The sequence below is a fragment of the Paraburkholderia sp. GAS333 genome (genome assembly GCF_050435665.1).
In the GTDB taxonomy this organism is placed as follows: Bacteria; Pseudomonadota; Gammaproteobacteria; order Burkholderiales; family Burkholderiaceae; genus Paraburkholderia; species Paraburkholderia fungorum_A.
The window spans coordinates 599,585-620,671 of sequence record NZ_JBNDKS010000003.1; the positions used below are offsets into that span (position 1 = coordinate 599,585).

The 21,087-nt window shown below is 55.8% G+C and carries 16 protein-coding genes; 7 read left to right on the forward strand and 9 right to left on the reverse strand.

Translation table 11 applies throughout. The features are described 5' to 3' along the window. Window positions 1–141: 141 nt before the first annotated feature. Both ABH945_RS18430 and ABH945_RS18435 read right to left on the reverse strand, forming a co-directional pair. Window positions 142–1,392, reverse strand: a complete 1,251-nt coding sequence (locus ABH945_RS18430; protein ID WP_429251457.1) for a phosphatidylserine decarboxylase family protein — start codon at window positions 1,390–1,392, stop codon at window positions 142–144. A 165-nt stretch (window positions 1,393–1,557) separates the two neighbouring features. Further along, a complete protein-coding gene (locus tag ABH945_RS18435; protein ID WP_429251458.1) occupies window positions 1,558–2,694 on the reverse strand; it encodes a glutathione-independent formaldehyde dehydrogenase in 1,137 nt (378 codons plus the stop codon). Between the two features lie 244 nt (window positions 2,695–2,938). Between ABH945_RS18435 and ABH945_RS18440 the strand changes: the two genes are divergently transcribed. After that, window positions 2,939–3,973, forward strand: coding sequence for a flavodoxin family protein (locus ABH945_RS18440; protein WP_429251917.1), 1,035 nt, complete (start codon window positions 2,939–2,941; stop codon window positions 3,971–3,973). A gap of 75 nt (window positions 3,974–4,048) precedes the next feature. Here the strand turns inward: ABH945_RS18440 and ABH945_RS18445 are convergent, their stop codons facing one another. From ABH945_RS18445 to ABH945_RS18455, 3 genes are all read right to left on the reverse strand, one after another. Then, the gene (locus tag ABH945_RS18445; RefSeq protein WP_429251459.1) at window positions 4,049–4,549 is read right to left on the reverse strand and encodes a DUF421 domain-containing protein; all 501 of its coding nucleotides are present in this window, start codon (window positions 4,547–4,549) and stop codon (window positions 4,049–4,051) included. Between the two features lie 37 nt (window positions 4,550–4,586). Then, the gene (locus ABH945_RS18450) at window positions 4,587–5,249 is read right to left on the reverse strand and encodes a ParB-like protein (protein ID WP_429251460.1); all 663 of its coding nucleotides are present in this window, start codon (window positions 5,247–5,249) and stop codon (window positions 4,587–4,589) included. Window positions 5,250–5,330: 81 nt separating this feature from the next. Next, window positions 5,331–5,582 carry a hypothetical protein gene (locus ABH945_RS18455; RefSeq protein ID WP_429251461.1) on the reverse strand — a complete coding sequence of 84 codons (252 nt, stop codon included), beginning with the start codon at window positions 5,580–5,582 and terminating at the stop codon, window positions 5,331–5,333. 250 nt (window positions 5,583–5,832) lie between these two features. On the opposite strand from ABH945_RS18455, the gene imuA reads away from it, so the two are divergent. The 6 genes from imuA to ABH945_RS18485 all read left to right on the forward strand — a co-directional run bounded on the left by imuA (window position 5,833) and on the right by ABH945_RS18485 (window position 15,437). Continuing rightward, window positions 5,833–6,540 carry a translesion DNA synthesis-associated protein ImuA gene (gene imuA / locus ABH945_RS18460; protein WP_429251462.1) on the forward strand — a complete coding sequence of 236 codons (708 nt, stop codon included), beginning with the start codon at window positions 5,833–5,835 and terminating at the stop codon, window positions 6,538–6,540. Further along, on the forward strand, window positions 6,470–7,939 hold the full coding sequence (locus ABH945_RS18465) for a Y-family DNA polymerase (RefSeq protein ID WP_429251463.1): 1,470 nt from the start codon (window positions 6,470–6,472) through the stop codon (window positions 7,937–7,939). The genes imuA and ABH945_RS18465 overlap by 71 nt, the downstream gene beginning before the upstream one ends. Before the next feature lie 6 nt (window positions 7,940–7,945). Then, complete coding sequence (locus ABH945_RS18470; protein ID WP_429251464.1) at window positions 7,946–11,095, forward strand: error-prone DNA polymerase; 3,150 nt, start codon at window positions 7,946–7,948, stop codon at window positions 11,093–11,095. Window positions 11,096–11,139: 44 nt separating this feature from the next. Continuing rightward, window positions 11,140–12,102, forward strand: a complete 963-nt coding sequence (locus ABH945_RS18475; RefSeq protein WP_429251465.1) for an SOS response-associated peptidase family protein — start codon at window positions 11,140–11,142, stop codon at window positions 12,100–12,102. Between the two features lie 820 nt (window positions 12,103–12,922). After that, the gene (locus ABH945_RS18480; RefSeq protein WP_429251466.1) at window positions 12,923–14,608 is read left to right on the forward strand and encodes a hypothetical protein; all 1,686 of its coding nucleotides are present in this window, start codon (window positions 12,923–12,925) and stop codon (window positions 14,606–14,608) included. Window positions 14,609–14,627: 19 nt separating this feature from the next. Beyond that, a complete protein-coding gene (locus ABH945_RS18485) occupies window positions 14,628–15,437 on the forward strand; it encodes a hypothetical protein (RefSeq protein ID WP_429251467.1) in 810 nt (269 codons plus the stop codon). 553 nt (window positions 15,438–15,990) lie between these two features. Here ABH945_RS18485 and ABH945_RS18490 read toward each other — a convergent pair. The 4 genes from ABH945_RS18490 to ABH945_RS18505 all read right to left on the reverse strand — a co-directional run bounded on the left by ABH945_RS18490 (window position 15,991) and on the right by ABH945_RS18505 (window position 19,894). Further along, window positions 15,991–16,518 carry an MBL fold metallo-hydrolase gene (locus ABH945_RS18490; protein ID WP_429251468.1) on the reverse strand — a complete coding sequence of 176 codons (528 nt, stop codon included), beginning with the start codon at window positions 16,516–16,518 and terminating at the stop codon, window positions 15,991–15,993. A gap of 229 nt (window positions 16,519–16,747) precedes the next feature. Next, window positions 16,748–17,809, reverse strand: a complete 1,062-nt coding sequence (locus ABH945_RS18495) for an aldehyde dehydrogenase family protein (protein WP_429251469.1) — start codon at window positions 17,807–17,809, stop codon at window positions 16,748–16,750. Window positions 17,810–17,837: 28 nt separating this feature from the next. Next, window positions 17,838–19,355, reverse strand: a complete 1,518-nt coding sequence (locus ABH945_RS18500) for a hypothetical protein (RefSeq protein ID WP_429251470.1) — start codon at window positions 19,353–19,355, stop codon at window positions 17,838–17,840. An 80-nt stretch (window positions 19,356–19,435) separates the two neighbouring features. Further along, complete coding sequence (locus tag ABH945_RS18505) at window positions 19,436–19,894, reverse strand: hypothetical protein (RefSeq protein ID WP_429251471.1); 459 nt, start codon at window positions 19,892–19,894, stop codon at window positions 19,436–19,438. Window positions 19,895–21,087: the final 1,193 nt, after the last annotated feature.

Genomic DNA, 21,087 nt, shown 5'->3' on the forward strand with positions numbered 1-21,087 from the left:
ATATCTGTCGCGGGCGGCTGCATGTAGGCCGTTCTCTTTAGCGGAATCATCTCGGACGGAATCAAAACGCTGTTGGAGTATCCGAGTACGAAAATCGCTCGCGAGCCAACACTGCTTCGCGGGCGTTTTCATGTGGTCGGTCTACCGGGCTGTCGCAACGTGCGCACTAACCTTAATCGGCGGAGCTTCGTCGTCGAATGGCGGATGGGCTACGAAACTCTGCACGACATCAGGCTGGAATACCAGGCAGCACGTTGAGCCACCATATTGGAAATATCCTAATTCATCGCCCTTTACTACCTGCTGACCAGGGAGCGCCTCGAGAACGCACGACGAGACATCCGCCATACCTACGAAGAAGCAACCTACGAGGCCAATTTCCGCGTCGTCGCAATCGATGACGATGACGGCTCTTGCAGCGACTGCCGTTGTATAACCCTGTGAATCGTTTAGTCCACCTGGGTCGATGCCTTCAGATTCAGCGTCGGAGTAATAGCTCCCATCAACGTGATACGCCTTGACGATTTTCCCGCTGACCGGTGCATGCCAACGATGATAATTGAACGCACTCAGGAAAGCCTGATAGACACTTCCTCCAACAAACTGCTCGGCTAGCGCCGTCTCGCGTGCTGTGAACATGTCTCGCAACGAATAAGGTTGAGACTTAATCCAGAAGCGGTCGCGCAGTTTGACGTCGTGCTGGATGTTGTAGGGGGACGCTTCGCATGCGCTCACGATGATTTTGTGATTACCCGCTCCAGCCACCGGACGAGCGTCGGGAAGGAATCGGCGTGTGAAGAAACTGTTCCATGATTCGAATCCCCAATATGGCTTGGCTGGCTCGCAAACGAATTGCGATAGGCCAAGTTGCTTTTGTGCTTTCTCAGAAAGCCATCCTTCAGGAGCCGATGAGTTCAAATGAGTACGTGAGTGGGGTCCATCTAGAAATCCCGACCAAACGTTGAGCACCTGTTTGAATTTTGCATTGACGACCGGGTCGCGGAACAGCGCATACCCGGAGGGCATGCAAATAGGCCAATCAAGGACCGCGTTCAGCGGACAATGAATCAGACTGGCTTCACTGAACCGCGGCGCGTAGGTCATCAGGTAGTCAATGATGTCCATCAACTCACCGATGGATGAATACCCAAGCTCATATCCTGCGTCCGCTGCTTCAGTGATAGCTCGTGTCAGGTTCATCTGGTGAATGGGGTCGCCGTCGACCAAGCTCGCAAGCTCCTCGACGGCAGAAGTACGAGGGGTGATGCCGGCGCGTTCGTGAGCTTCTCTGGCTAGGTCCTTCCTGAACTCTACGAGTTGAGCTTCCTTGCGTGGCAACCAGCCGCCCAGACGGCGGCGTTCTTCGAGAGTGCTTTCTGATGGACCAGGCATTTGCTGTACCTCCACTTTCGGGTGCTGGCGTTCAACAAGAAATTGGCCTACGTAGGTTGCTCAACACCGAAATGCACGAGCGAGCGCCGCTGGGTACCGTGTGGCACACCAGCGGCTGACGTCTTCGCGGCATGTGTTCTCGACTAGGTTCGTTGCCCGAACCTGTTACGCGGCCGTCTTGAGCACAACTTTAGTCCATCCTTCATCTCTGGCGTCGAAGTGTGCATATCCATCTGCAGCCTTCTCAAGCGGCAGCTCGTGAGAAATGATTTCGGAAGGCTTTGCCTTGCCCGCGGCAATCAGGTCACGCAGCTTGCGGTTGTACGCCTTCACATTGGCTTGGCCGGTGGCGATGTGTTGACCTTTCATCCAGAGTTGGCCGAAGTCGAGCGCGAGCTGGCCTTTTTTGGCAAGCGCATCCTCAGCTTTCGGGTCTTCTGCAACGAAAACACCGACGACGCCAATTCCCCCGGTGGGACGAACGGCCTTAATAAGATTGTTCATCGTTGCATTTGGGACTTCGTGCCCCTTGCAACTGCACTGGTAGCCGACGCATTCGCAGCCACGGTCTGCACCTTCGCCGCCGGTCAACTCCATCACCTGGTCAGCCGATGAGCCATCGCTGTCGTCAATCGGAATCGCTCCGAGTTTTTCGGCGAGCGCCAAGCGGTCCTTGTGTGTATCAACGACCATTACCTTGCTTGCGCCTTTTATTGAGGCAGAAAGCGCCGCCATCAGTCCGACGGGCCCAGCGCCATAAATGACGACGCTGTCGCCTGGTTCAACCCCAGCAAGCACCGTTGCGTGATAACCAGTCGGAAAGATGTCCGAAAGCATCACATAGTCGTTCTCTTTTTCCTCGGCGTCCGGCGGCAGCACCAAGCAGTTGAAATCGCCGAACGGAACTCGAAGGTACTCGGCCTGCCCGCCACTATAGGGGCCCATTCCGGCAAAGCCGTATGCTGCGCCGGCCATCCCCGGGTTTGCGGTGAGACAGAAACCAGTCAATCCTTTCTCGCAGTTCTTGCAAAACCCGCACCCAATATTGAACGGAAGACACACACGGTCGCCGACCTTGACCCGTTCGACTCCCTTGCCCACCTCCGCGACTATGCCCAAGTTTTCGTGGCCGAGAATACGGCCGGTTTCCATATTTGTTCGGCCTTCATACATATGGAGGTCTGAGCCGCATATGTTGGTCGTTGTGATTTTGACGAGAACGTCGGTTGGCTTTTCGATATTTGCATCGGGCATATCTTTCACAACCACTTTGCGCGGTCCTTCATATACGAGTGCTTTCATTCTTCACCTCACTGAATTGACGGAACTGTCGCGCGGACAGCGTAGCGAACAGTGCAGCATCGGTCGTGCCTCAGATGCAAAAAATCATTCTCTGACGCTGGTCCGGTGCTTGCTCGCGTCTCGAAAAATAGGGTGCGACGGATGCACACATCTTGGAGAACCGGCAATGGCAAATAGCAAGGACGGTAAAAATCTCGTAAGCGGGCAGGCGGTCGTGGTTCGCAAGGGTCAGGTGACTGAAAAAATGTCGCGCGAGGAATTCAAGCAGCGGTTCATGACCCGTTTTTACGACCCCGAATTTCGTTCCGAGGACGCATCACTCACCCGGCTCGAGGCAATCGCATGGGATGCGTATATGGAAGGACGTAAGTCCCCCATCACGGTAAAAGCTGGCCCGGGGTTCGCGGACCCTGACTATGATTTATCGGTCGAATGGCGTGATGCAAGTGAGCGAATCAAGAGCGCCCAGCGCAAGCAGTCTGACCCGGCGTCGACGAGCCGAGTTCTCATCGTCAATGCCTCGTCACGGAATGACCATTCATGTCCGGGCGAAATGTCCAAGAGCTTTCGGATGTCAAAGCTCGTGCAAGGCGTGCTTGAACCCGACGGCATCGAAGTAGACTTGCTAGACTTATCTCGGCTTACGTCCGACCATGACTTACATATTCATCCCTGCAAAGGCTGCGTTTCCACAGCGATGCCTCTCTGTCACTGGCCGTGTAGTTGCTATCCCAATCATTCGCTTGGGATGGTCAACGACTGGATGAATGAAATCTACGAGCGGTTCGTGGCCGCCCACGCGGTCATCTTTATTACACCCGTCTACTGGTACCAGGTCAGCAGCCCTCTTAAGTTGCTCATGGACAGGCTTGTCTGCGCGGATGGTGGAAATCCTGACCCGACGAGCACGCATGGCAAGAAGGCGGAAGAGGCGAAGGCTTTGGAACTCGCCGGGTGGGATTACCCGAAGCACCTTGCAGGCCGCGCCTATGGGCTCGTCGTCCACGGCGATGTCGCAGGCATCGAAGGGTCCCGCCGTGCGTTGACAGATTGGCTTGACTGGATGGGGTTCGTCGAAGCGGGAGGTAAGTCACGCCTCGACCGGTTCATCGGGTATTACGAACCCTATGCAACCAGTCACGCCACGCTAGATGCAGACGACGATATGCAAAAGGAAGTTGTGAACGTTGCGCTTGCCGTCGCGAACGCCGTTGCAGCTATCCGCGCGGGTAAGCTTGAGGAACCTGATGCGAAACTCAAGACACCGCGAGCGAAGTGAATGCTTGATGTTAGTCAACGCGCACTATTTGAATAGCTATGGGCTTAAGTCCGAGCGACGAATCTCGCGGCCTTTTCATCTGTCAGCGATTGGCTTCCGAATAATGCTAATTTCACCATTGCGCTCAAGAATCGCGGCATGCACTTTATCGAGCGCTTCTGTGCCGAGTTCCTTCCTCACGGTTTCGAGGATGTCAGTTCGCGAGACCAGCGCAGCCAGCATTTGTTGTTTGTCGAAACTTCCATCGCGGAATAGCTCTCGCTCGACACCTCCAACAAACACTTCCAGCGTATGTGACCGGACGCACGCCCAAGCCAAAGCTCGATGCATGAGTACGATGACAAGGGACGCTACAAATGTCGGCAATGCAGGGGATGCGCCGACGATTGCGCGACTCATCGTTGCTCCGAGCAGAATGGCGACAACGTAGTCGAAAGGTGAACGTTGTCCAAATGAACGGCGCCCGGAAATACGAATGAAAATAAGTGCCGTGAAAAATGTCCCTGCGGCGCGTGCTCCCATCTGAAACGAAGAGAGGTCCTTTCCTTCTCCGAACAGCGCGATAAGTGCATCCACGATTGCCTTCCTGTTTTTTTTCGAGAGCTTAGCGAAGTCAATGTCCAATACTCGGACTCGAACGATTCCTCTCAGTTTCTGAGCCTGCATTTCTCCGCGACTTGCAACCTGGGACGCCGCCTACGAATCCAGGTAATCCCGCTGCAGCTTTGCTTTTCGCCAGCTTGACCGCACGTCGCTGCACGGACAAAAACTCGTCTTCAGTATCCGGAATTGGTAGTCGCGTACGGAAGAAATCGGCCCATCTGAATTCCTCCAGCGGGACGGTAGTTTTCTCATAGCCACCAGCATCGCGCACCGATGCCGCGAGGCTGCGAAATACATCGTCCTCCAGCTCCCATATGTGCAAGGGCATGTCCTCAAAACTTTGCCGCTGCCCTGTGGCGTTATATGGATAGGTCCAGCGATTGTTGTCCATCGACAGCCAGAAATCTTGATATGACAGACTCGACAAATCGGCCACCAAGACAGCAGGCATCATTTTTATCCCAGCGCGCCGCAGGGCAGTCGCTACATGATGATGGTCAATCGCGAACGGCACCCCGCCGGAGCCAAGGACTAGCGGTACCGGTTTTTCGGCGATGGCCATTTTCAGGTCCTGACCAGACAGCGACTTATAGAACTGGGTCTTTTGGAGTATTTCGCGAAGACCGTGCGTGAATTGCGTCGGGCGAATGTCCTTGATGGCGACTGTTTTCATTTTTCCTCCCTGCAAGCAACCGTGATGTCGTTCGCCGCGACTTCGGCGTTGTTTTTCCACAGGTTGACGCGACAGCAAGTTTTATTTTGCGCTAGGAATTGGCGTTTGCTCAACTCTGCTTGACGCCGAATCGACGCGCCGGGTCTCAACCCCGACCATTTTCAACGTTGCATCAATCATGTTCAGCTCTAGGCCGAAGTCAAGCGGCCATTCTTCGCCGTCGCATTTGACGGTCATACCGTTGTGCATCGAAATAAGGGAACGAGCTTTGTACAACGCATCGACAAGCTTCGTTTCCCGTTCTGCTTCCCGAACCCATTCATCGGCTCTCATGATTCAGCCCCTTCAAATGACGTAGGTCATATGTTCCGTCCGGTCGAATGCCTAATATCTCGCCCGGCTCCGAATTTTCGCCCGCGACCAACGGGTGCGCATGACACTGTCGGCGATTTGCCAACCATTCCTGACCCGTTTGCCCAGCAGAAAACTCTTACATATCCGCGCCAAGAGTTTAAAAGTGTCAGTTCACTCTCGTGGATTTGCGTGTACGATACTGTATAAATATACAGTACCTTGATGCCACGTGACTAGCGCAGCCGCCACCGCCGAAGAGATTCATCCGTCGCTATGGCGAGCGTCCCAGCTCGCGCGTGGCCGCGGCCGCGTTGTCGAAACGGGCTACGCGGCGCTATCCGCAGAGCTTCCCGGCGGAGGCTGGCCCGTCGGCGCGCTTATCGATTTGCTGGTCCAGCAACCCGGCGTGGGAGAGCTAAGGCTTTTGCGCCCAGCACTGAGTGCGAGTGCGAATCGGCCTGTTGCTTTCGTACAGCCGCCCCACACGCCAAGCGGACTCGGATTGAGCTACATCGGACTTCCCATCGAGCAGGTCCTGCGGGTCAAAGCGCAGAAGACAGCCGATGCGCTCTGGTCGGCCGAGCAGATTCTGCGCGCAGGTAGCTGCGGCGCACTCATTTTCTGGACGCAGTACGCGCAAGCCTCATCGCTTCGCCGGCTGCATCTGGCGGCGCAATCATCCGAGACCCTGTTTGTGATGGTCAGACCACTGGCCGCCGCGCAGGATTCATCGCCCGCGCTATTGCGGCTCGCTTTGAGACCATCAGCGGACGGTCTGACCGTCGACATTGTGAAACGACGAGGGCCCTCTCGCGCAGAGCCTCTGTCGATTCCCCTTCAGCCAACTCCTGTTCTGCTTTCCCAACATGCGCGTCTTTCTCGCCGTCCACTTGCCGAAGTTGCCGCTCGAGGTCTTCCGACCGAAGTGGTCACCTGAGCCGCCGCATGGGAGTGCTGTCCTTGAGAAAGACAAGGTTGTCATCGCTGACAACGCGGCTCGCGCTGCAGGAGTACGCCTCGGAATGAAGCGCGGCGGTGTGTTGACGCTATCGCCAGAAACCGAGATGCACGAACGCGACGCGGGCAAGGAGGACACCGCGCAACGGGAAGTCGGAGTTGCACTGATGCGCTTCTCACCGGAGGTTGCCTTGCTCGCTGAAGCGACCGTCGTAGTCGAAGTCGGCGCCAGCTTGCGGCTCTTTGGCGGGCTGCTTGCGCTGTGTCGCGAAGCGAAGGCTGTACTCAGGACACTCGGGCTAACTGCTCGCATTAGCGCAGCGCCCACCGGTCAGGGCGGATGGCTGCTTGCCAAGTCTGGCAATCGTCGTGTACTCAAACTGGCATCGCTCGAGCAACGCCTGTCCTCCCTCCCAATGATGGCGGTTCCCGAAGTGCGGCCGTTCGGTGAGTGGTTCTCAGGGCTCGGCTGCGAGACCGTCGCCGACATAAGGCGCCTGCCCCGCGCCGGCTTGCAGAAACGATGTGGTGAACACCTGCTCGACTCGCTGGACCGTGCGTTCGGAACCGCGCCCGAACTGTTCGAGTGGCTTGAATTGCCACCCAATTTTTCGGTGCGCATCGAATTGCCAGACCGCATCGAGCATGCGGACGGTGCCGTGTGTGCTGCACATCGGCTCATAGTTCAACTGTGCGGCTGGCTGTGCGCCAAGCAGTTGGCTGTTACCGGCATCAGGCTGCTCCTAGAGCATGAGCGTGGCCGCGACGCCATCGCGCCGACGGCCATCGACATCGCATTGGGCGAGCCTACGTGGAAAGAGGAACATCTTGTCAGGTTGCTCAAGGAGCGGCTCCACCGCATTGAGCTTACTGCGCCCGTCATCGCATTGCGGCTCGACGCATCCCGGGTGGAGTCCGCGGCGCCAGCTTCAGACACGCTCTTCCCGGAGCCCGGCGGCTCCAAGGAAGACCACGCAAGGCTTCTTGAGCTTCTCGTCGCGCGGCTGGGCGAAGAGAATGTTCTTCGGGCCGCACCGAGTGCCGACCATCGCCCTGAGATTGCGAACCGCTGGCTCCCGGTAGCGCAAAAGTCAAAGCAGGACGCACTTCCGCTGGGCCTTCCGAGGCCGACGTGGATGCTGGACAACCCCGTTAGGCTGTTGATGCGTCAGCATCGTCCCTTCTATGGTTCTCCGTTGCGGATGGTTTCCCCGGGCGAGCGCATCGAAGCCGGCTGGTTTGATGGTGAACTGGTGACGCGTGATTACTTCGTTGCGCAGGCGCACGACCAGAGCTGCTACTGGATATACCGCGAGCGCGTTAGCAGCCGCGATGCCGAGGAAGAGCAGCGCTGGTTCCTGCACGGACTGTTCGGCTGATGCGTCATGGACACTACATTCAATGTCCTGCCGGCGTATGCCGAGCTTTTCTGCCTCTCGAATTTCAGCTTCCTGCATGGAGCGTCCCATGCCGAGGAACTGTCTGAGCGTGCCGCACAACTGGGTTACTCAGCGCTCGCGGTCACCGACGAATGTTCGCTCGCAGGCGTCGTCCGCGCCCACGTCGCCGCGAAGAAAGTCGGGTTGCCGTTTATCGTCGGCTCGTACTTCCGGCTGGTCAATGCCGACGGCTCCCCCGCGTTCGGGCTGATTCTGCTGGCGAAGAATCGGGAAGGCTACGGCAACCTGTCTGAGCTGGTTACGCTCGCCCGTACGCGCGCGCCGAAAGGGGAATATCGCCTGACACCGCAGGACCTGTCGCGACCCGAAAAGGCATATTGGCATCTGCACGGGATGCCGGATTGTCTCGCTGTCCTGGTACCCGAATTCCCGGTCAAGGAAGACGTGCTCGCCGCACAGGTTGAGTGGCTAGACGACACCTTTACCGGCCGCGCCTGGGTGGGGTTGGTGCTACATCAACGAGCGATGGACGACATCCACCGCGGTTCGGTCGAGTTCGTTGCCCGCAATCTGGATGTGCCCGTCGTCGCGCTCGGGTACGTAGTCATGCACGTGCGCTCGCGCAAGCCACTGCAGGACACCATGACCGCCATCCGCGTCCGCAAGCCGGTGCACGAGTGCGGCTATGACCTCGCGCCAAATGCCGAGCAGCATCTGCGCTCGCGATTACGGCTCGCCAATCTCTACCCTGCTGACGCGCTCGCCGCGACCGTGGACATCGCGAGTCGGTGCACGTTTTCGCTCGATGAACTGCGCTACGAATATCCGGACGAACTGGTGCCGTCAGGTTTCACACCGGCGGCCTATCTTCGGCAGGAAACATACATTGGTGCGCAACGACGTTTCCCGTCGGGCATTCCGCACACTGTTCAGGAGCAGATAGAGCACGAACTCGGACTCATCGCGGACCTTCAGTACGAGCCGTACTTTCTGACCGTCTACGACATCGTCCGCTTTGCCCGTGGCGAGCACATCCTGTGTCAAGGTCGCGGCTCGGCTGCCAATTCCGCGGTCTGCTATTGCCTCGGCATTACCGAAGTCGACCCGGCGCGCGGCAACATGCTCTTCGAGCGATTCATCAGCAAGGAGCGCGGCGAGCCGCCCGATATCGACGTCGACTTCGAGCACCAGCGACGGGAAGAAGTCATCCAGTACATCTATCGCAAATATGGTCGCCACCGCGCAGCGATTGCGGCTGCCGTGTCGACCTATCGACCACGCGGTGCGTTGCGCGAAACAGGGAAAGCGCTGGGCATCGACCCGCAGATTGTCGATGTGGTCGCGAAGAGCCATCACTGGTTCGATACGAGTCAGGACCTGCTCGCACGCTTTGCAGAATCCGGGCTGGACCCGGAGAAGCCACTCATCCAGGCATGGGCGAGACTCGCGTCGCAGTTACTCGGCTTTCCCCGGCATCTGTCCCAGCATTCCGGTGGCTTTGTCATCAGCCGAGGCAAGCTCACGCGGCTGGTTCCCGTGGAAAATGCAGCAATGGCTGACCGTTCCGTCATCGAATGGGACAAGGACGACCTCGAAGCGCTTGGACTTCTGAAAATCGATGTGCTCGCGTTGGGTATGCTGTCTGCGATTCGTCGCACTCTGGACATTGTGTCGGAGCAGCGTGGTGAGCGCTTTGAGATGCAGGATATCCCGCCGGAAGATGCTGCGACCTACGACATGATTTCTGCCGCCGATACAGTCGGCGTGTTCCAGATTGAATCTCGCGCGCAGATGTCGATGCTGCCACGCATGCAGCCTCGGACGTTCTACGACCTCGTCATCGAAGTAGCCATTGTGCGGCCCGGCCCAATTCAGGGTGGCGCCGTTCATCCGTATCTGCAGCGCAGGCAGGGTTTTGAACCGGTCACATATCCGAGCGACGCCCTGAAGACCGCATTGGGCCGGACGCTCGGCGTCCCCATTTTCCAGGAACAGGTCATGCAGGTTGCCATTCTGGCTGCGGGCTTCACTGCCGGCGAGGCTGACCAGTTGCGACGGGCGATGGCCGCATGGAAACGCAAAGGTGGGCTGGAAAAATACTACGACCGTATCGTGAACGGCATGCAGGAACGCGGTTACGACCTGGCGTTCGCGGAGGGCATCTTCGAGCAGATAAAGGGCTTCGGCGAATACGGGTTCCCTGAAAGCCATGCGGCCAGTTTCGCGTTGCTCGTGTACGCGAGTAGCTGGCTGAAATGTCACGAACCTGAGGCATTTCTCGCAGCGATGCTGAACTCGCAGCCGATGGGATTCTATTCGCCTTCGCAGCTGGTGCAGGACGCTCAACGACATGAAGTCAAAGTGCTTCCGGTGGACGTGACCATAAGCGGATGGGATTCGTCACTTGAATCGCGCGCAGGTGCACCGCGTCCAGCCGTTCGCCTCGGTCTGTCGCTGCTTCGCGGCATGAAGGACGGGGCTGCTGAGCGGATTGAGAATGCCCGGGCGGTCCGCCCCTTCGAAAGCGTCAACGACCTGGCTCGCAGGGCTCAGCTCGACCGGAAGGACCTGCACGTGCTGGCGGACGCCAACGCGCTGACCTCGCTTGCAGGAAATCGAAGGCAGGCATTGTGGCAATCCGTTGCTGCGGTACCGGACCGGGATATGCTTGCCGTTGCTGCAATCCAAGATGAAACACCGGAACTAGGCGCGCCGACGGAGGCGAACGACATCGTTGCGGATTACCGCTCTGCCGGACTCACCCTCGGGCGGCATCCGCTTGAGTTGCTGCGACCGCAACTGCTTGAGAACAGACTAATGCCCGCATCGACGTTGCGCACTTACTGCGATGGTCGACTGGCTCGGGGGTGCGGCCTGGTGACAGTCCGCCAGCGGCCCGGCACCGCAAAAGGCGTAATGTTTGTGACGCTCGAAGACGAGACGGGCAACGTGAACGTTATTGTCTGGCCCAGTCTTCTCGAGAAGCAGCGAAAGGAAGCGCTCGGTGCGTCTTTACTGGCTGTGTACGGGACGTGGCAATGCCAGGGTGAAGTGCGACATCTCGTTGCGCAACGCCTGGTCGACATGTCGCACCTGCTCGGTGGACTTATCACGGCAAGCAGGAATTTCTGCTGACACCCTGCATGTGCGTATTATGAGACGACGAAACGGAGGCATTCATGTGCTACTCGGCTCAAATCGTGGCGGACTATCGAAAATTCGTGCGCATGTTCGGCGCCTTGATGGACATCCACGAATTCGCACGCCTGTTTTTCGAGCGAGCCGAGGGCGCGAGCAAAGCCAAAGTGCCGAAGGCGATGGAGGATGCATTTGCGCAACCGAACACCGACGAAGAGCGCGCCATCAAAGCAGCCATCGACCAATTCAACGGCGACCAGACCACAAAGCTTGAACAGGACCTTTTCAAGCAGCGCAAACGCCTCGCTGACGCAGAGCGGACGTTGCAGACAAAGACAACCAAGGCGGCGTCAGAAAGCCAGCGAATAGCCACCGACAAAATCGCCTGGGCTCTCGGCAAGCTTGAGGACATTCAGCGCGCGGAACTCAGGCCCCGCGACTCGCGCATCTTTCCCGGCCACTACGCGCCCGTCATGGTGATGGAGAATGGACAGCGCGTCGTGAAACCAATGCGCTATCAATGTCGAATTGCTGGCAAACCGCCCGCTTACGACGTGAAGTATCCCGGCACATATAACGCCCGCCGAGACAACTTGGAGGGATTCTGGAAGCCGTGCTTCGGCTACACGCACGGAGTGATGCTCGTTGATGTCTTTTACGAAAACGTCAAAAAGGCGGCTTTCGAAGGGACACTATCCGAGACCCACGAACAAAACGAAAATGTGGTTCTCGAGTTTCGTCCAAGCAACGGCGAGTTGATGCATGTCGCTTGCCTGTGGTCTCGATGGAGCGCGCCCGACCAACCAGACTTGCTCTCATTCGCAGCGGTAACCGATGAACCACCGCCCGAAATTGCTGCCGCCGGTCATGACCGCTGCATCATTCCTATCAAGCCAGAAAATATAGACGCATGGCTTAACCCGGACCCGAAGAATCTGAATGCGATGTACGCGATTCTTGACGACCGGGACCGACCGTACTATGAGCATCGACTTGCTGCTTGAGCCATTTGGCGGTTAAGTTATGGCATCACCATATCACCACCATGCGCCTGAGGTTTCCAATGTGGCCCTAGTACATCGAGGCTGGCTTCTGACGCATCGTCGAACAGGGGCGTAGCACAAGATGGACAGCGCTCGTCAAGATTCCAACTCGGATAGTCTGCGCCTGATTACTAACCGATACTTTGGCATTGTCGACAACACGTGGAATCCCACCGCGTTGTCGGCCCTTGAGAATGGTTGGAACTGCGTCAATTTCGGTGGTACACCTCAAGCAGTCATCGACGACATTGCCTCAGGCATGAATTCGGCCAGGTTGGTCGCCGTCTCGCCGAATCTGGTCCAGCTCAAAACTTCGAAATAAACCCGCCCAGCCGGAATTGCCATCTGTCGTAGCAGTTTTATCGTCCTCCGAGAAAACTTCCCCAGATGCGTTAAATATCGACGCCGCCATTGCCTCGGCTCAAAGGTCTATGACGAATCGGCCGCCGGCTTTGAATCTCAAGTTGAGCCCTCTTTGCCAGCACGCCTTCTGGTGAAAACATCTTTCGACACGACGAGATTTTTTGACGTTTTGCTTACGGCAGTAACTCTTCACGAGAACATAAGCGCCAAAAATGATGAAGGTTGGCGGGCATGTGCTATCGCCGAACGTGCTTGTCAAACGGAGGTTATCGATAATTCGCGGTTCAAGCGCAAACCTACTATAACCCCCATATGCTTTCCCTGCCGCCAGCGCGCGCTTGCGCCCGATTCTCGGCGTATCAGTCGATTTTTACGCTTCACCGGTCTTCGAAGCTTTTAAAAACGAACAGAGGTGGTGATGGAAAAAGAACTGACTTGGGCGGAAGTTGGAACTGGCGCCATCCCCCTCATTTGCGGGATTATTCTTGTTGCCGTCAACTATGGACCGTTCTCCTTACTCGGCGTTTCGGTCGGGGTCGGACTGCTAGCAACGCTTTTTGTCGTCACACTACAGAAAATCTTCCTACGCGGAAAACAACACCTCGCCGCAGCCCAGGAGGTCCGCCCTGCTTTGGGCCGAGTAAGTTGGATGGCGCTCGCGCTCGTGTTGCTGGTCGCCGGCATCAACAAATTCTGCATGGCAATCTATAGAGACGGCATTCCTATTCTCGACAGCGAAAAATACCAACGATGTTTGGGTGGCGCCGGTTTCAATCAGATGGACCTCGTCACCCTTTCATTTGGGGCTTGCCTGGTTATTTTTAACGTCTTTATTCCAAAAACTTTTGCCGATACGAGCCACCGCGCGAGGAAGGGAATCGCCTCTATTGTCGAAGACACCTGGGTGCCCGCGCTTATAGTTGTAACGGGGGTCTTCGTGCTAATCGCAAATTTGGCCTTCGCTCCGACGGTCCCATTGCACGTCGAAAATAACAAACCTCTTGAAAACACGCGGTATGCATGTAATAGAGAGGACGGCCTCGCGAAAGAAAAGATAGAGGAAGAGAGAAAGCTTAAGTTGGCGGCGAGTGGGAGGGAGGCACCTCAGACCAAGGCTGCGGTAAGCGGATATCTGCTACTGGTCGCATTGTGCGGATTGGGGTTCTTTTTTTATGGCTACTTTCAGGAACACAGAACGCTTCTTGAACTCTGGAGTGTCTACCGGCGTAAGCGGTCGAGCAGCCCACCTTCAACGCGAGAAGCATTGAGACGGAAGAGCGTTCGGATGTTGGTACTTAATCTTGTAGTTTTGCCGCCTATGATTGTCGGTGTCGCGCTTGCCCGCGCGGACTTCGGTGTTGCCGACGTCCTCATCTACGGACTTTTCATCTACAGCGGATTCGGAGTTTGGAATCTTGCGGCCATCATCGTTCGGGAAAGCACCAATCTTTTTGCAGCGATTGTCGTCCTGCTTTTCCAGTTCGCCTACGCCTATCTGCTCACCGCGCTATGGGCCGCCGTTCTCATCTACATCAAACTCCATCTTGCCCAGCAAGGTCCCTTCGACACCGCCCTCACCATCGCATTAGGTGCAATCCTAATCCAGGTTGCCTTCGGCCCAGTGTTCACCACTGTTTGGGAGAACACGCTTAGTGACAAATGGCTTCAGCAGAGCGCGAAATACGCGATTCTCGCAATGATTTTGAGCGCGGTAGTCGCCGGCGCGCCTCAAGGCGCAGAAAAAGCACCCATCACAATTATCTTCGCAATCGTCTCGCTCCTCGTTCCCCGGCTTTTGATGAGGCGCAATCTCGCGGCCTACGTCCTGATTCGCGTCAAGGCAGGAGAGACCAAAAAGGTATTGCAGCATCTGTCGCGGGAAGACATCACGGCAACGGTGCTCTACGGGGAATTTGACCTGCTCGCAAAATTGGAAATTCCGGGAGCCATCTCAGGCTGGCCACTACGAAGGAAGCGTCCTTTAGATGATGGAAAAGAGTTAGCCGAACTTGCGCTTACCATCAACGCAAAGATAAGGCCCGTCGAGGGCGTCCTGGAGACTCAGGCGCTTCTTGACTTCACCCGTTTCGTCGAAGCACCTTAGTTGCGAGGAGGCACCTAGCATGCCAGAGTCTACGCAGGAGGAAGGCGGTCTGTCGCAAAAGGAAATGCGCCTGTGCTACGTATTTTCAAGCTCCGACACCGATAACAGGTCCCAAGTCACGGAACACGCTACGCAATTCATTGCAGAAAATAAGTCGGAATTTCTATATCGCTATCTGGCTTGCGGGACGCTCGAAAAGTTGCGGCCAGCCTCGAATGCGGCCGTCGGCGAGGCGCCTTTGGCCAGCGAGAAGCGGAGCGGACAGCAATCTGGAGAGCCCGTACACCGGGACAGGCTTAACGACACCGACAATACTGAGGCGCCGGATGCTAACCAGAAAGAAGCTTGTGACTGTCATCCAGATTATCTCTATTTCATGAAGTTCCGGTATGTAGCACTCGATGAAGTCGCAGGGCGCGTACTCGCGGGACGTAAGCACTTTAAGATGTACCTTAACCGCTCCCTCACACTACTCGAATATCCCCGATTCGTTGGAGACGTGAAGGCACGCGGACTTACCCCTAGCGAGGAGCACCCCACACTACAGCGGGTGGGAATTCTTTTGATTCAAAGCAAACCTGGCAGTGAAGGAATCTCTGGCAAGCAGCCGCTTGCCGAATGCTGCAATAGCACAGACCGAACCTGCGTAGAGGTATTAGGGCCATACGACTACATAGTGGAGTTTTCCGCCGACACGCACGAAGAACTTCGGGTCGCATACGAAAGCGTGAAATCTGCGATGGGAACCAAGTGTCTTCGCATCGTCCCAATGCTTTGCAACATATTCCATCCACCGCCTGCACGGACTGCCAAGGCTCGCTCTCCGTAATGAGGCCTACTACGCAGGTTTGACCGAAGGGTCCCTTGCGCGACTCACGATACACGAGCTGTAGTAGAGCAGCCCGCACTCCAGTTTGGAATTTTCTTCGGTCCAACGCCTCTTGCTCATTTTTTCTGAACAACCGGAGTTCCCTGCGTTAGCCCAACCGCTCATATCAGCCTGGTACCCTTTCCATTGCGGTTCAAGCAGCATTGAGACGGAACCGAACAACTATTCCGAGGGAGCCCGAGAACATGTATGCATAGCTGAATCCCAGCCCGAAGAATCTGAATGCGATGTACGCGATTCTTGACGACCGGAACCCGCCGTACTACGAGCGTCGACTTGCTGCTTGAACAATCGAAACCATTCAGCAAACGAATCGACAGCGGGACTGAACGGTGTGCGCAGTGCAGTCGCACCTCCTGTTCACGGACAAGGAACAACCTAACCTACTCCCGTTTCGACAAATAGATATCGATAAGCTGCACCAACCTCTCACGCCCAAAGCTTTCGTTGTGGCCAGCATGCACAACGTTGACGGGCAGTTCTCGCAAGCGCTTCATTGTGTGCGAATGTATTCGGAAACATCTGCTCCGTCGATGTCGTCAAGCAACGGCCCGTCGTAAATGGCATCACCTGAAAACAGCGTACCGGTGCTCACATCCCAAAGTCCGATGCTACCGGGTGAGTGACCCGGCAGATGAAGAACCTCGTACGCCCGGTCTCCGACGTCGATTACATCACCCTCTTTTACTATCTCGCTTACGTGCGAGTCCTGCACCTGATACTTCGCCATGTCGTACTCGGCATGTGGCAAGGCAGTAAGCAGGTCTGCCTCAATGGGATAGCCTACTCTATCCAGATACTGTAGAAAATCGTCGCCCAATCCCGACGACAGCAAGGTGCCTCGCCACACTGGGGAACGAAGATTCTGTGCTTCTGCCTGGTGAACAACGGTGTGTGAGAACTCGTGATGACCGCCGACGTGGTCAAGATGAGTGTGTGTAGCCACCGCAGTAATAGGCTTTCCGACAGTGCGGTTGAGCGCATCGTACAGGCTGGCAACACCAAGTCCAGTATCAATCACAAGGTCACGGTCGCGCCCCCTCACATGCCAAATGTTGCATCTGACAAGCTCAACGGCATGCGGCTCCCAAAGGCGCGATATGCCGTCAGAGATTTTCTCCGTTTCGAACCAACGATTTGCTATAGGTAGCATGGAAACTAACGATTCGTCCTGACGCAGACTCCAGCGAGAGCTGGAACTCCAAACAACGCAGGCCAGCAGTTCTGCTCAACTGGCCCGTGAGCCGCCGTTAGAGCTGCGCTGTCATGATGGTCTGCAGATTGCAATACTCAGCAAGTCCATGCAGCGAATTCTCTATTCCGAGACCGGACTCCTTGTGGCCGCCAAACGCCACATGCCGCGAGAACTGGTGAATCTGGTTAATCCATACAGTGCCCGCTTCGAGCCTTTCCGCGACCTTGTTTGCGGCTTCGGTATCCGTACTCCAGACAGAGGCCGCGAGACCGTAACAGGTCTCATTCGCACGCGCGATAGCGTCGTCAATATCCTTATACTTCAGAATCGGAAGCACCGGACCGAACGCTTCTTCCGTCACGCAGCGTGCATCGTCCGGCGGATTGTCGATGAGGGTCACAGGTACGAAATAGCCCGAGTCGTGCTTCGGGACGCCGCCTGCTAGAAGCATTTGCCCTTCAGCAACGCAGTCTCGCAGCAGGTCGCATACTTTTTCGTACTGCATCCTGTTTTGGAGCGGCCCGAGTTGTGTCTCCCGTTGCGCTCCGTCGCCGACCACCACGGTTGCTGCATACGCCGCGAGCTCGCGACACAGGTCATCGTAGACGGCTTCGTGCACATAGAGGCGCTTCGTCGCCACGCAGAACTGCGCGCTGTTCTGGAAGGCCGCCCAGAACAACTTGCGGGCGATTTCCTCGGGATTCACATCCGGCAGGACAATTGCGGGGTCATTGCCGCCCAGTTCGAGCGTCACCCGCTTCATGTTGGCGGCCGCGCTCTTCAAAACCAACTTGCCAGTGGCCGTCGACCCGGTGAATGAAATTTTGCCAACGCCAGGGTGTTCGGTGAGCCATTGGCCGAGTTCGTTGCCGCCCGATACAACGTTGAGTACGCCGGGCGGCAGGATGTCGCGCGAGAGCTCTCCGAAGAGCAGCGTGCACAGCGGCGTGTACGGCGACGGCTTGAGAACGACTGTATTGCCGGCCAACAGCGCCGGGGCAAGCTTCCAAACGGCGAGCAGCAGAGGAAAATTCCATGGAGTGATTGCTCCCACCACGCCAATCGGCGTGTAGCCATCCATTTTGAAGCATGCTTGACCGTCGTAATGCTCGTTCACCTTTGACGTCACAAAAGGGCACAATGATTCAGTAAGGAACTTCGTACGGCACCAATTGCTCAGGTACTGGCGCTTTGGCTCCAAGATACGGGTTCTTGGGAAAGATTAGGCCGTGTCGAATTATAATTATCTGAAATGGTGCTAATGAACCACTCTTATTTAGCTCAACATGATGAGTTCTTCCGTGACATTTGTCCGGATAATGGCAACAATCGACCGCTGGGTCATCACGCACAATTCGAGTAATTTTTGAATTTAAGCGCAGTTCTAGATGTGGCTCCGCAAATCCCCCACCCATTACTTCTATCAATAAAAGAGAAAGAAATCTGTTCAACGCATACGCGAAACCCAGATGACGCTCTTTAGTGACCCAGGTGATTTTCGGCTGGTCTTGATAACCAAAATCCTGCCTTAACAAATTTTCAGCCAAGTATTTTAATGCTCTTTCACGAGCTACGTGCCTCGAAAGTCCGTGCCTGATTCGATAATTTTCAATGTGCGACCCAATAATTTCATTGACTACCTTTTTAAAGGCGTCATCCCAAAGTTGCATTTCTGAATCCGGCGAGGCATCGTTGGGATTGGACATTTTCCAAGCGCATGCTCGACGAGCGCGGTCCTCTGCAGAAACGATTTCAAGAAGATGTCTGTCCGTTACACACTCTCCGCACAAGTATTTATTCAACCGGTCATAAAGCTTTTCTCCAAACAAGCCCGTCGCAGCCCGTTGCAGGTCCTGCATTGCCCCATCACCGCCTCCGGATATAAGTATCGAGTTGACGCTTGGGCCAAATGGTGAAATTCCAAAATTTCTGTCATCGAGAGAGTCTGAATCTAACCAAAATCTATAGCCCTTATAGCTTCGCAATGGAATGGAACGAGTTGTACCGAACTGGACGAGAGCGTAATTCCCGCTTTTCTGTCGCACCCACGTACGCTCGCGCATAAATCCTGTGCACGCGATAACGGCGCCAAAAGTTTTTGTGCTTGAAGGTTGATTTTTAATCCAAGGCCCAAAAGCTTCCACCCATCCATTTGTGGGCACGAAGTTAAAATTGCGCGCATTAAGTCCGTTAAGTATTTTAAGATTGGAATTTGTTTTTACAAACTGGTCCAGTTTCGTTTGCCACTCAATAGCCAAATCAGCCGCGCTTTTCGATTCAAACGTAAGCGGAAAGTTAGACCTAAATGTCATTTTCAACGATTGAGGAGCTGGTCTCGGCCAATCATATTCATAGGGGGCCACGCGACGAAATCGCGCATCTGTCAGCGTTGTAAATTCTTTCGGCTTTTTCTCAATAACGGTAACTGCAATGCCTCTCTGTGCGGCGACCATTGCACATGCAACTCCAGAGACACCTGCGCCGAGAATCAAGACACCAATATCTGGCTTGGCGATGGAAAGTTCTTTAACATCATCAAACAGACCTTCTATCAGCGATATAGCGCGGACAAATTGGTCGCGCACGCTACCCGTTCGAAGTCCAGTGAGGTCATACATGCGCGTATTCACACGATGAAATCCCAGCATCTGATTTCTTGGCATCGGAGCCCCTCCACGAATGCATAGGTCTGCCGCCAGTCGATGAACAGACTGGCGGCTCTATTTCGCAACGGTTGTAGGTGCTACGCTGGCAGGCTAAGCTGTTCGATATGCCTTATAAGAATCTGGCGAGCCTCACCGTACATCTCGTCCGGCCGACTCTGCTCACTTTTTTGAACAACTATGCCGAAATCGCTAAATTTCGTCGCCACCGGATTGAATGCCCGAAGCGGCATGTAATTCGGTATCAACAGCCGTGCCATTCCCGTGCGGGGTTCGCACAGGTCCGCGACGAGTTTGGCGGACAAATCGCGCGCCCGGTCAACGCCAGCGACCACCGCAACTCGCAGACCACTGTCGGGTTGAGTCGCCCAAATATCGTCGAACTCGCAGGACGGGCGTATATCAGGAGGAGCGAATGACTCCTGCGCCATTCCGAAAGCATTCCGAAAGCGTATAGCCAACTGCTGAATCCACGCGTCATACTGCTCGAAGCTTCCTGCATCGAGAGCAACTAACTCGTAGTCAGTGGAATACGCCATGACAGTTCTCCTACTACGACTAACGACGCCCGCTCGGAACAAGTCGGTTCGTCGAAATATTCTGCATAACGTGCAGAACAAAAGCCCTCGTCCATGTGAGGCGCGGACGGAGGCGCGTCTTAGTGCGGCCCTACCCCCGTGTCGCAGCACGGAGCATACCAGTGTGTAACATGCGCAAAATTCGGTGCGTGTTAACTACGATAATACTCCGGCAATCCATACTGTGTGCGGGCCGGCGAACCCAATGAGAGAGCGTTTCCATCATTCGGCGGAACTTCTACTGTCCGCCGTTTCCGTTCAATTGAACACAGAAATCGTCGCTCTCAGCCAACATGTTTGTCGTTTCTGCCCGGTGGTTAGAGCGCGATACCAACTTTGCCCCATCGATATCGCAATGTCCTGAGATTCTGAAGCATCGGAGTTGTACTGTCGCAAGACCACAACAGCCTCTATGCGGATTCAGTCGTTTATCAGTTAAGACTGGCCACAACTGGCACTGGGCGAGTTTTGCTGGTCACGAACTTACCATTTTGGCCGCGTCCCTTCGATTCAACCTTTTACATGAGCGCCCAGTGGAGCAATCGACATCGTTGCTTGGACCGCAGAAGGGCAACTTCATCCGACCCTATACAACCATCGGCTGGAGACAGTTGTTCTTGCGTCCTCTACCTTTTGGTGCCAGATGGTGCATTTCGTCGACGGCCGCCAGACTTCCCGCCGGCAGTGCTCAGACAGTGTCCGCCAACGAGTCCAGTAGGCACACGGTCTCGGCCAGAACTGGCCGCCTTTGAGCTACTTCCGGCGGAATGACGGCTTGCCGCTTGTCCGCCCTTCGCACCGCCGCTGTCACTCATAACGCCTCCCAAATCTGGGCGACAGGCTTGTGGGACCGGCAGATGCGGCGGACTTGCTCGCAAAACGTATTGAGGGTGGAGGACCTGGCCGGTGCGTCGCATCGCCGCCAGACGAATGTCGAGCAACGGATGGTTCAGCTACTTCTTGCCCGCAGCGGGTATTGCGTTTCCCGGATTGCCACCCGACTTCGCACCGGTGGTGCTTGGCCAGTTGCCACCAAGGAATTCGGTGGGTCCACGACCTCCAGCGGGACTTCCGGCCTTTGAACCGCTGCCTGCGGACCGCTTGCCCTCAGATTACCCGCCCTTGCTACCGCTGCTTTTGCTCATAGCTCACCT

Bases quoted from the DNA above. Each gene is read 5' to 3' on its own strand.
- ABH945_RS18455 (WP_429251461.1), bottom strand. From the start codon at position 5,582: ATGAGAGCCGATGAATGGGTTCGGGAAGCAGAACGGGAAACGAAGCTT.
- ABH945_RS18435 (WP_429251458.1), bottom strand. From the start codon at position 2,694: ATGAAAGCACTCGTATATGAAGGACCGCGCAAAGTGGTTGTGAAAGAT.
- ABH945_RS18505 (WP_429251471.1), bottom strand. From the start codon at position 19,894: ATGGCGTATTCCACTGACTACGAGTTAGTTGCTCTCGATGCAGGAAGC.
- ABH945_RS18475 (WP_429251465.1), top strand. From the start codon at position 11,140: ATGTGCTACTCGGCTCAAATCGTGGCGGACTATCGAAAATTCGTGCGC.
- ABH945_RS18480 (WP_429251466.1), top strand. From the start codon at position 12,923: ATGGAAAAAGAACTGACTTGGGCGGAAGTTGGAACTGGCGCCATCCCC.
- ABH945_RS18465 (WP_429251463.1), top strand. From the start codon at position 6,470: ATGCGCGTCTTTCTCGCCGTCCACTTGCCGAAGTTGCCGCTCGAGGTC.
- ABH945_RS18440 (WP_429251917.1), top strand. From the start codon at position 2,939: ATGTCGCGCGAGGAATTCAAGCAGCGGTTCATGACCCGTTTTTACGAC.
- ABH945_RS18500 (WP_429251470.1), bottom strand. From the start codon at position 19,355: ATGCCAAGAAATCAGATGCTGGGATTTCATCGTGTGAATACGCGCATG.
- ABH945_RS18450 (WP_429251460.1), bottom strand. From the start codon at position 5,249: ATGAAAACAGTCGCCATCAAGGACATTCGCCCGACGCAATTCACGCAC.
- ABH945_RS18430 (WP_429251457.1), bottom strand. From the start codon at position 1,392: ATGCCTGGTCCATCAGAAAGCACTCTCGAAGAACGCCGCCGTCTGGGC.
- ABH945_RS18470 (WP_429251464.1), top strand. From the start codon at position 7,946: ATGGACACTACATTCAATGTCCTGCCGGCGTATGCCGAGCTTTTCTGC.
- ABH945_RS18485 (WP_429251467.1), top strand. From the start codon at position 14,628: ATGCCAGAGTCTACGCAGGAGGAAGGCGGTCTGTCGCAAAAGGAAATG.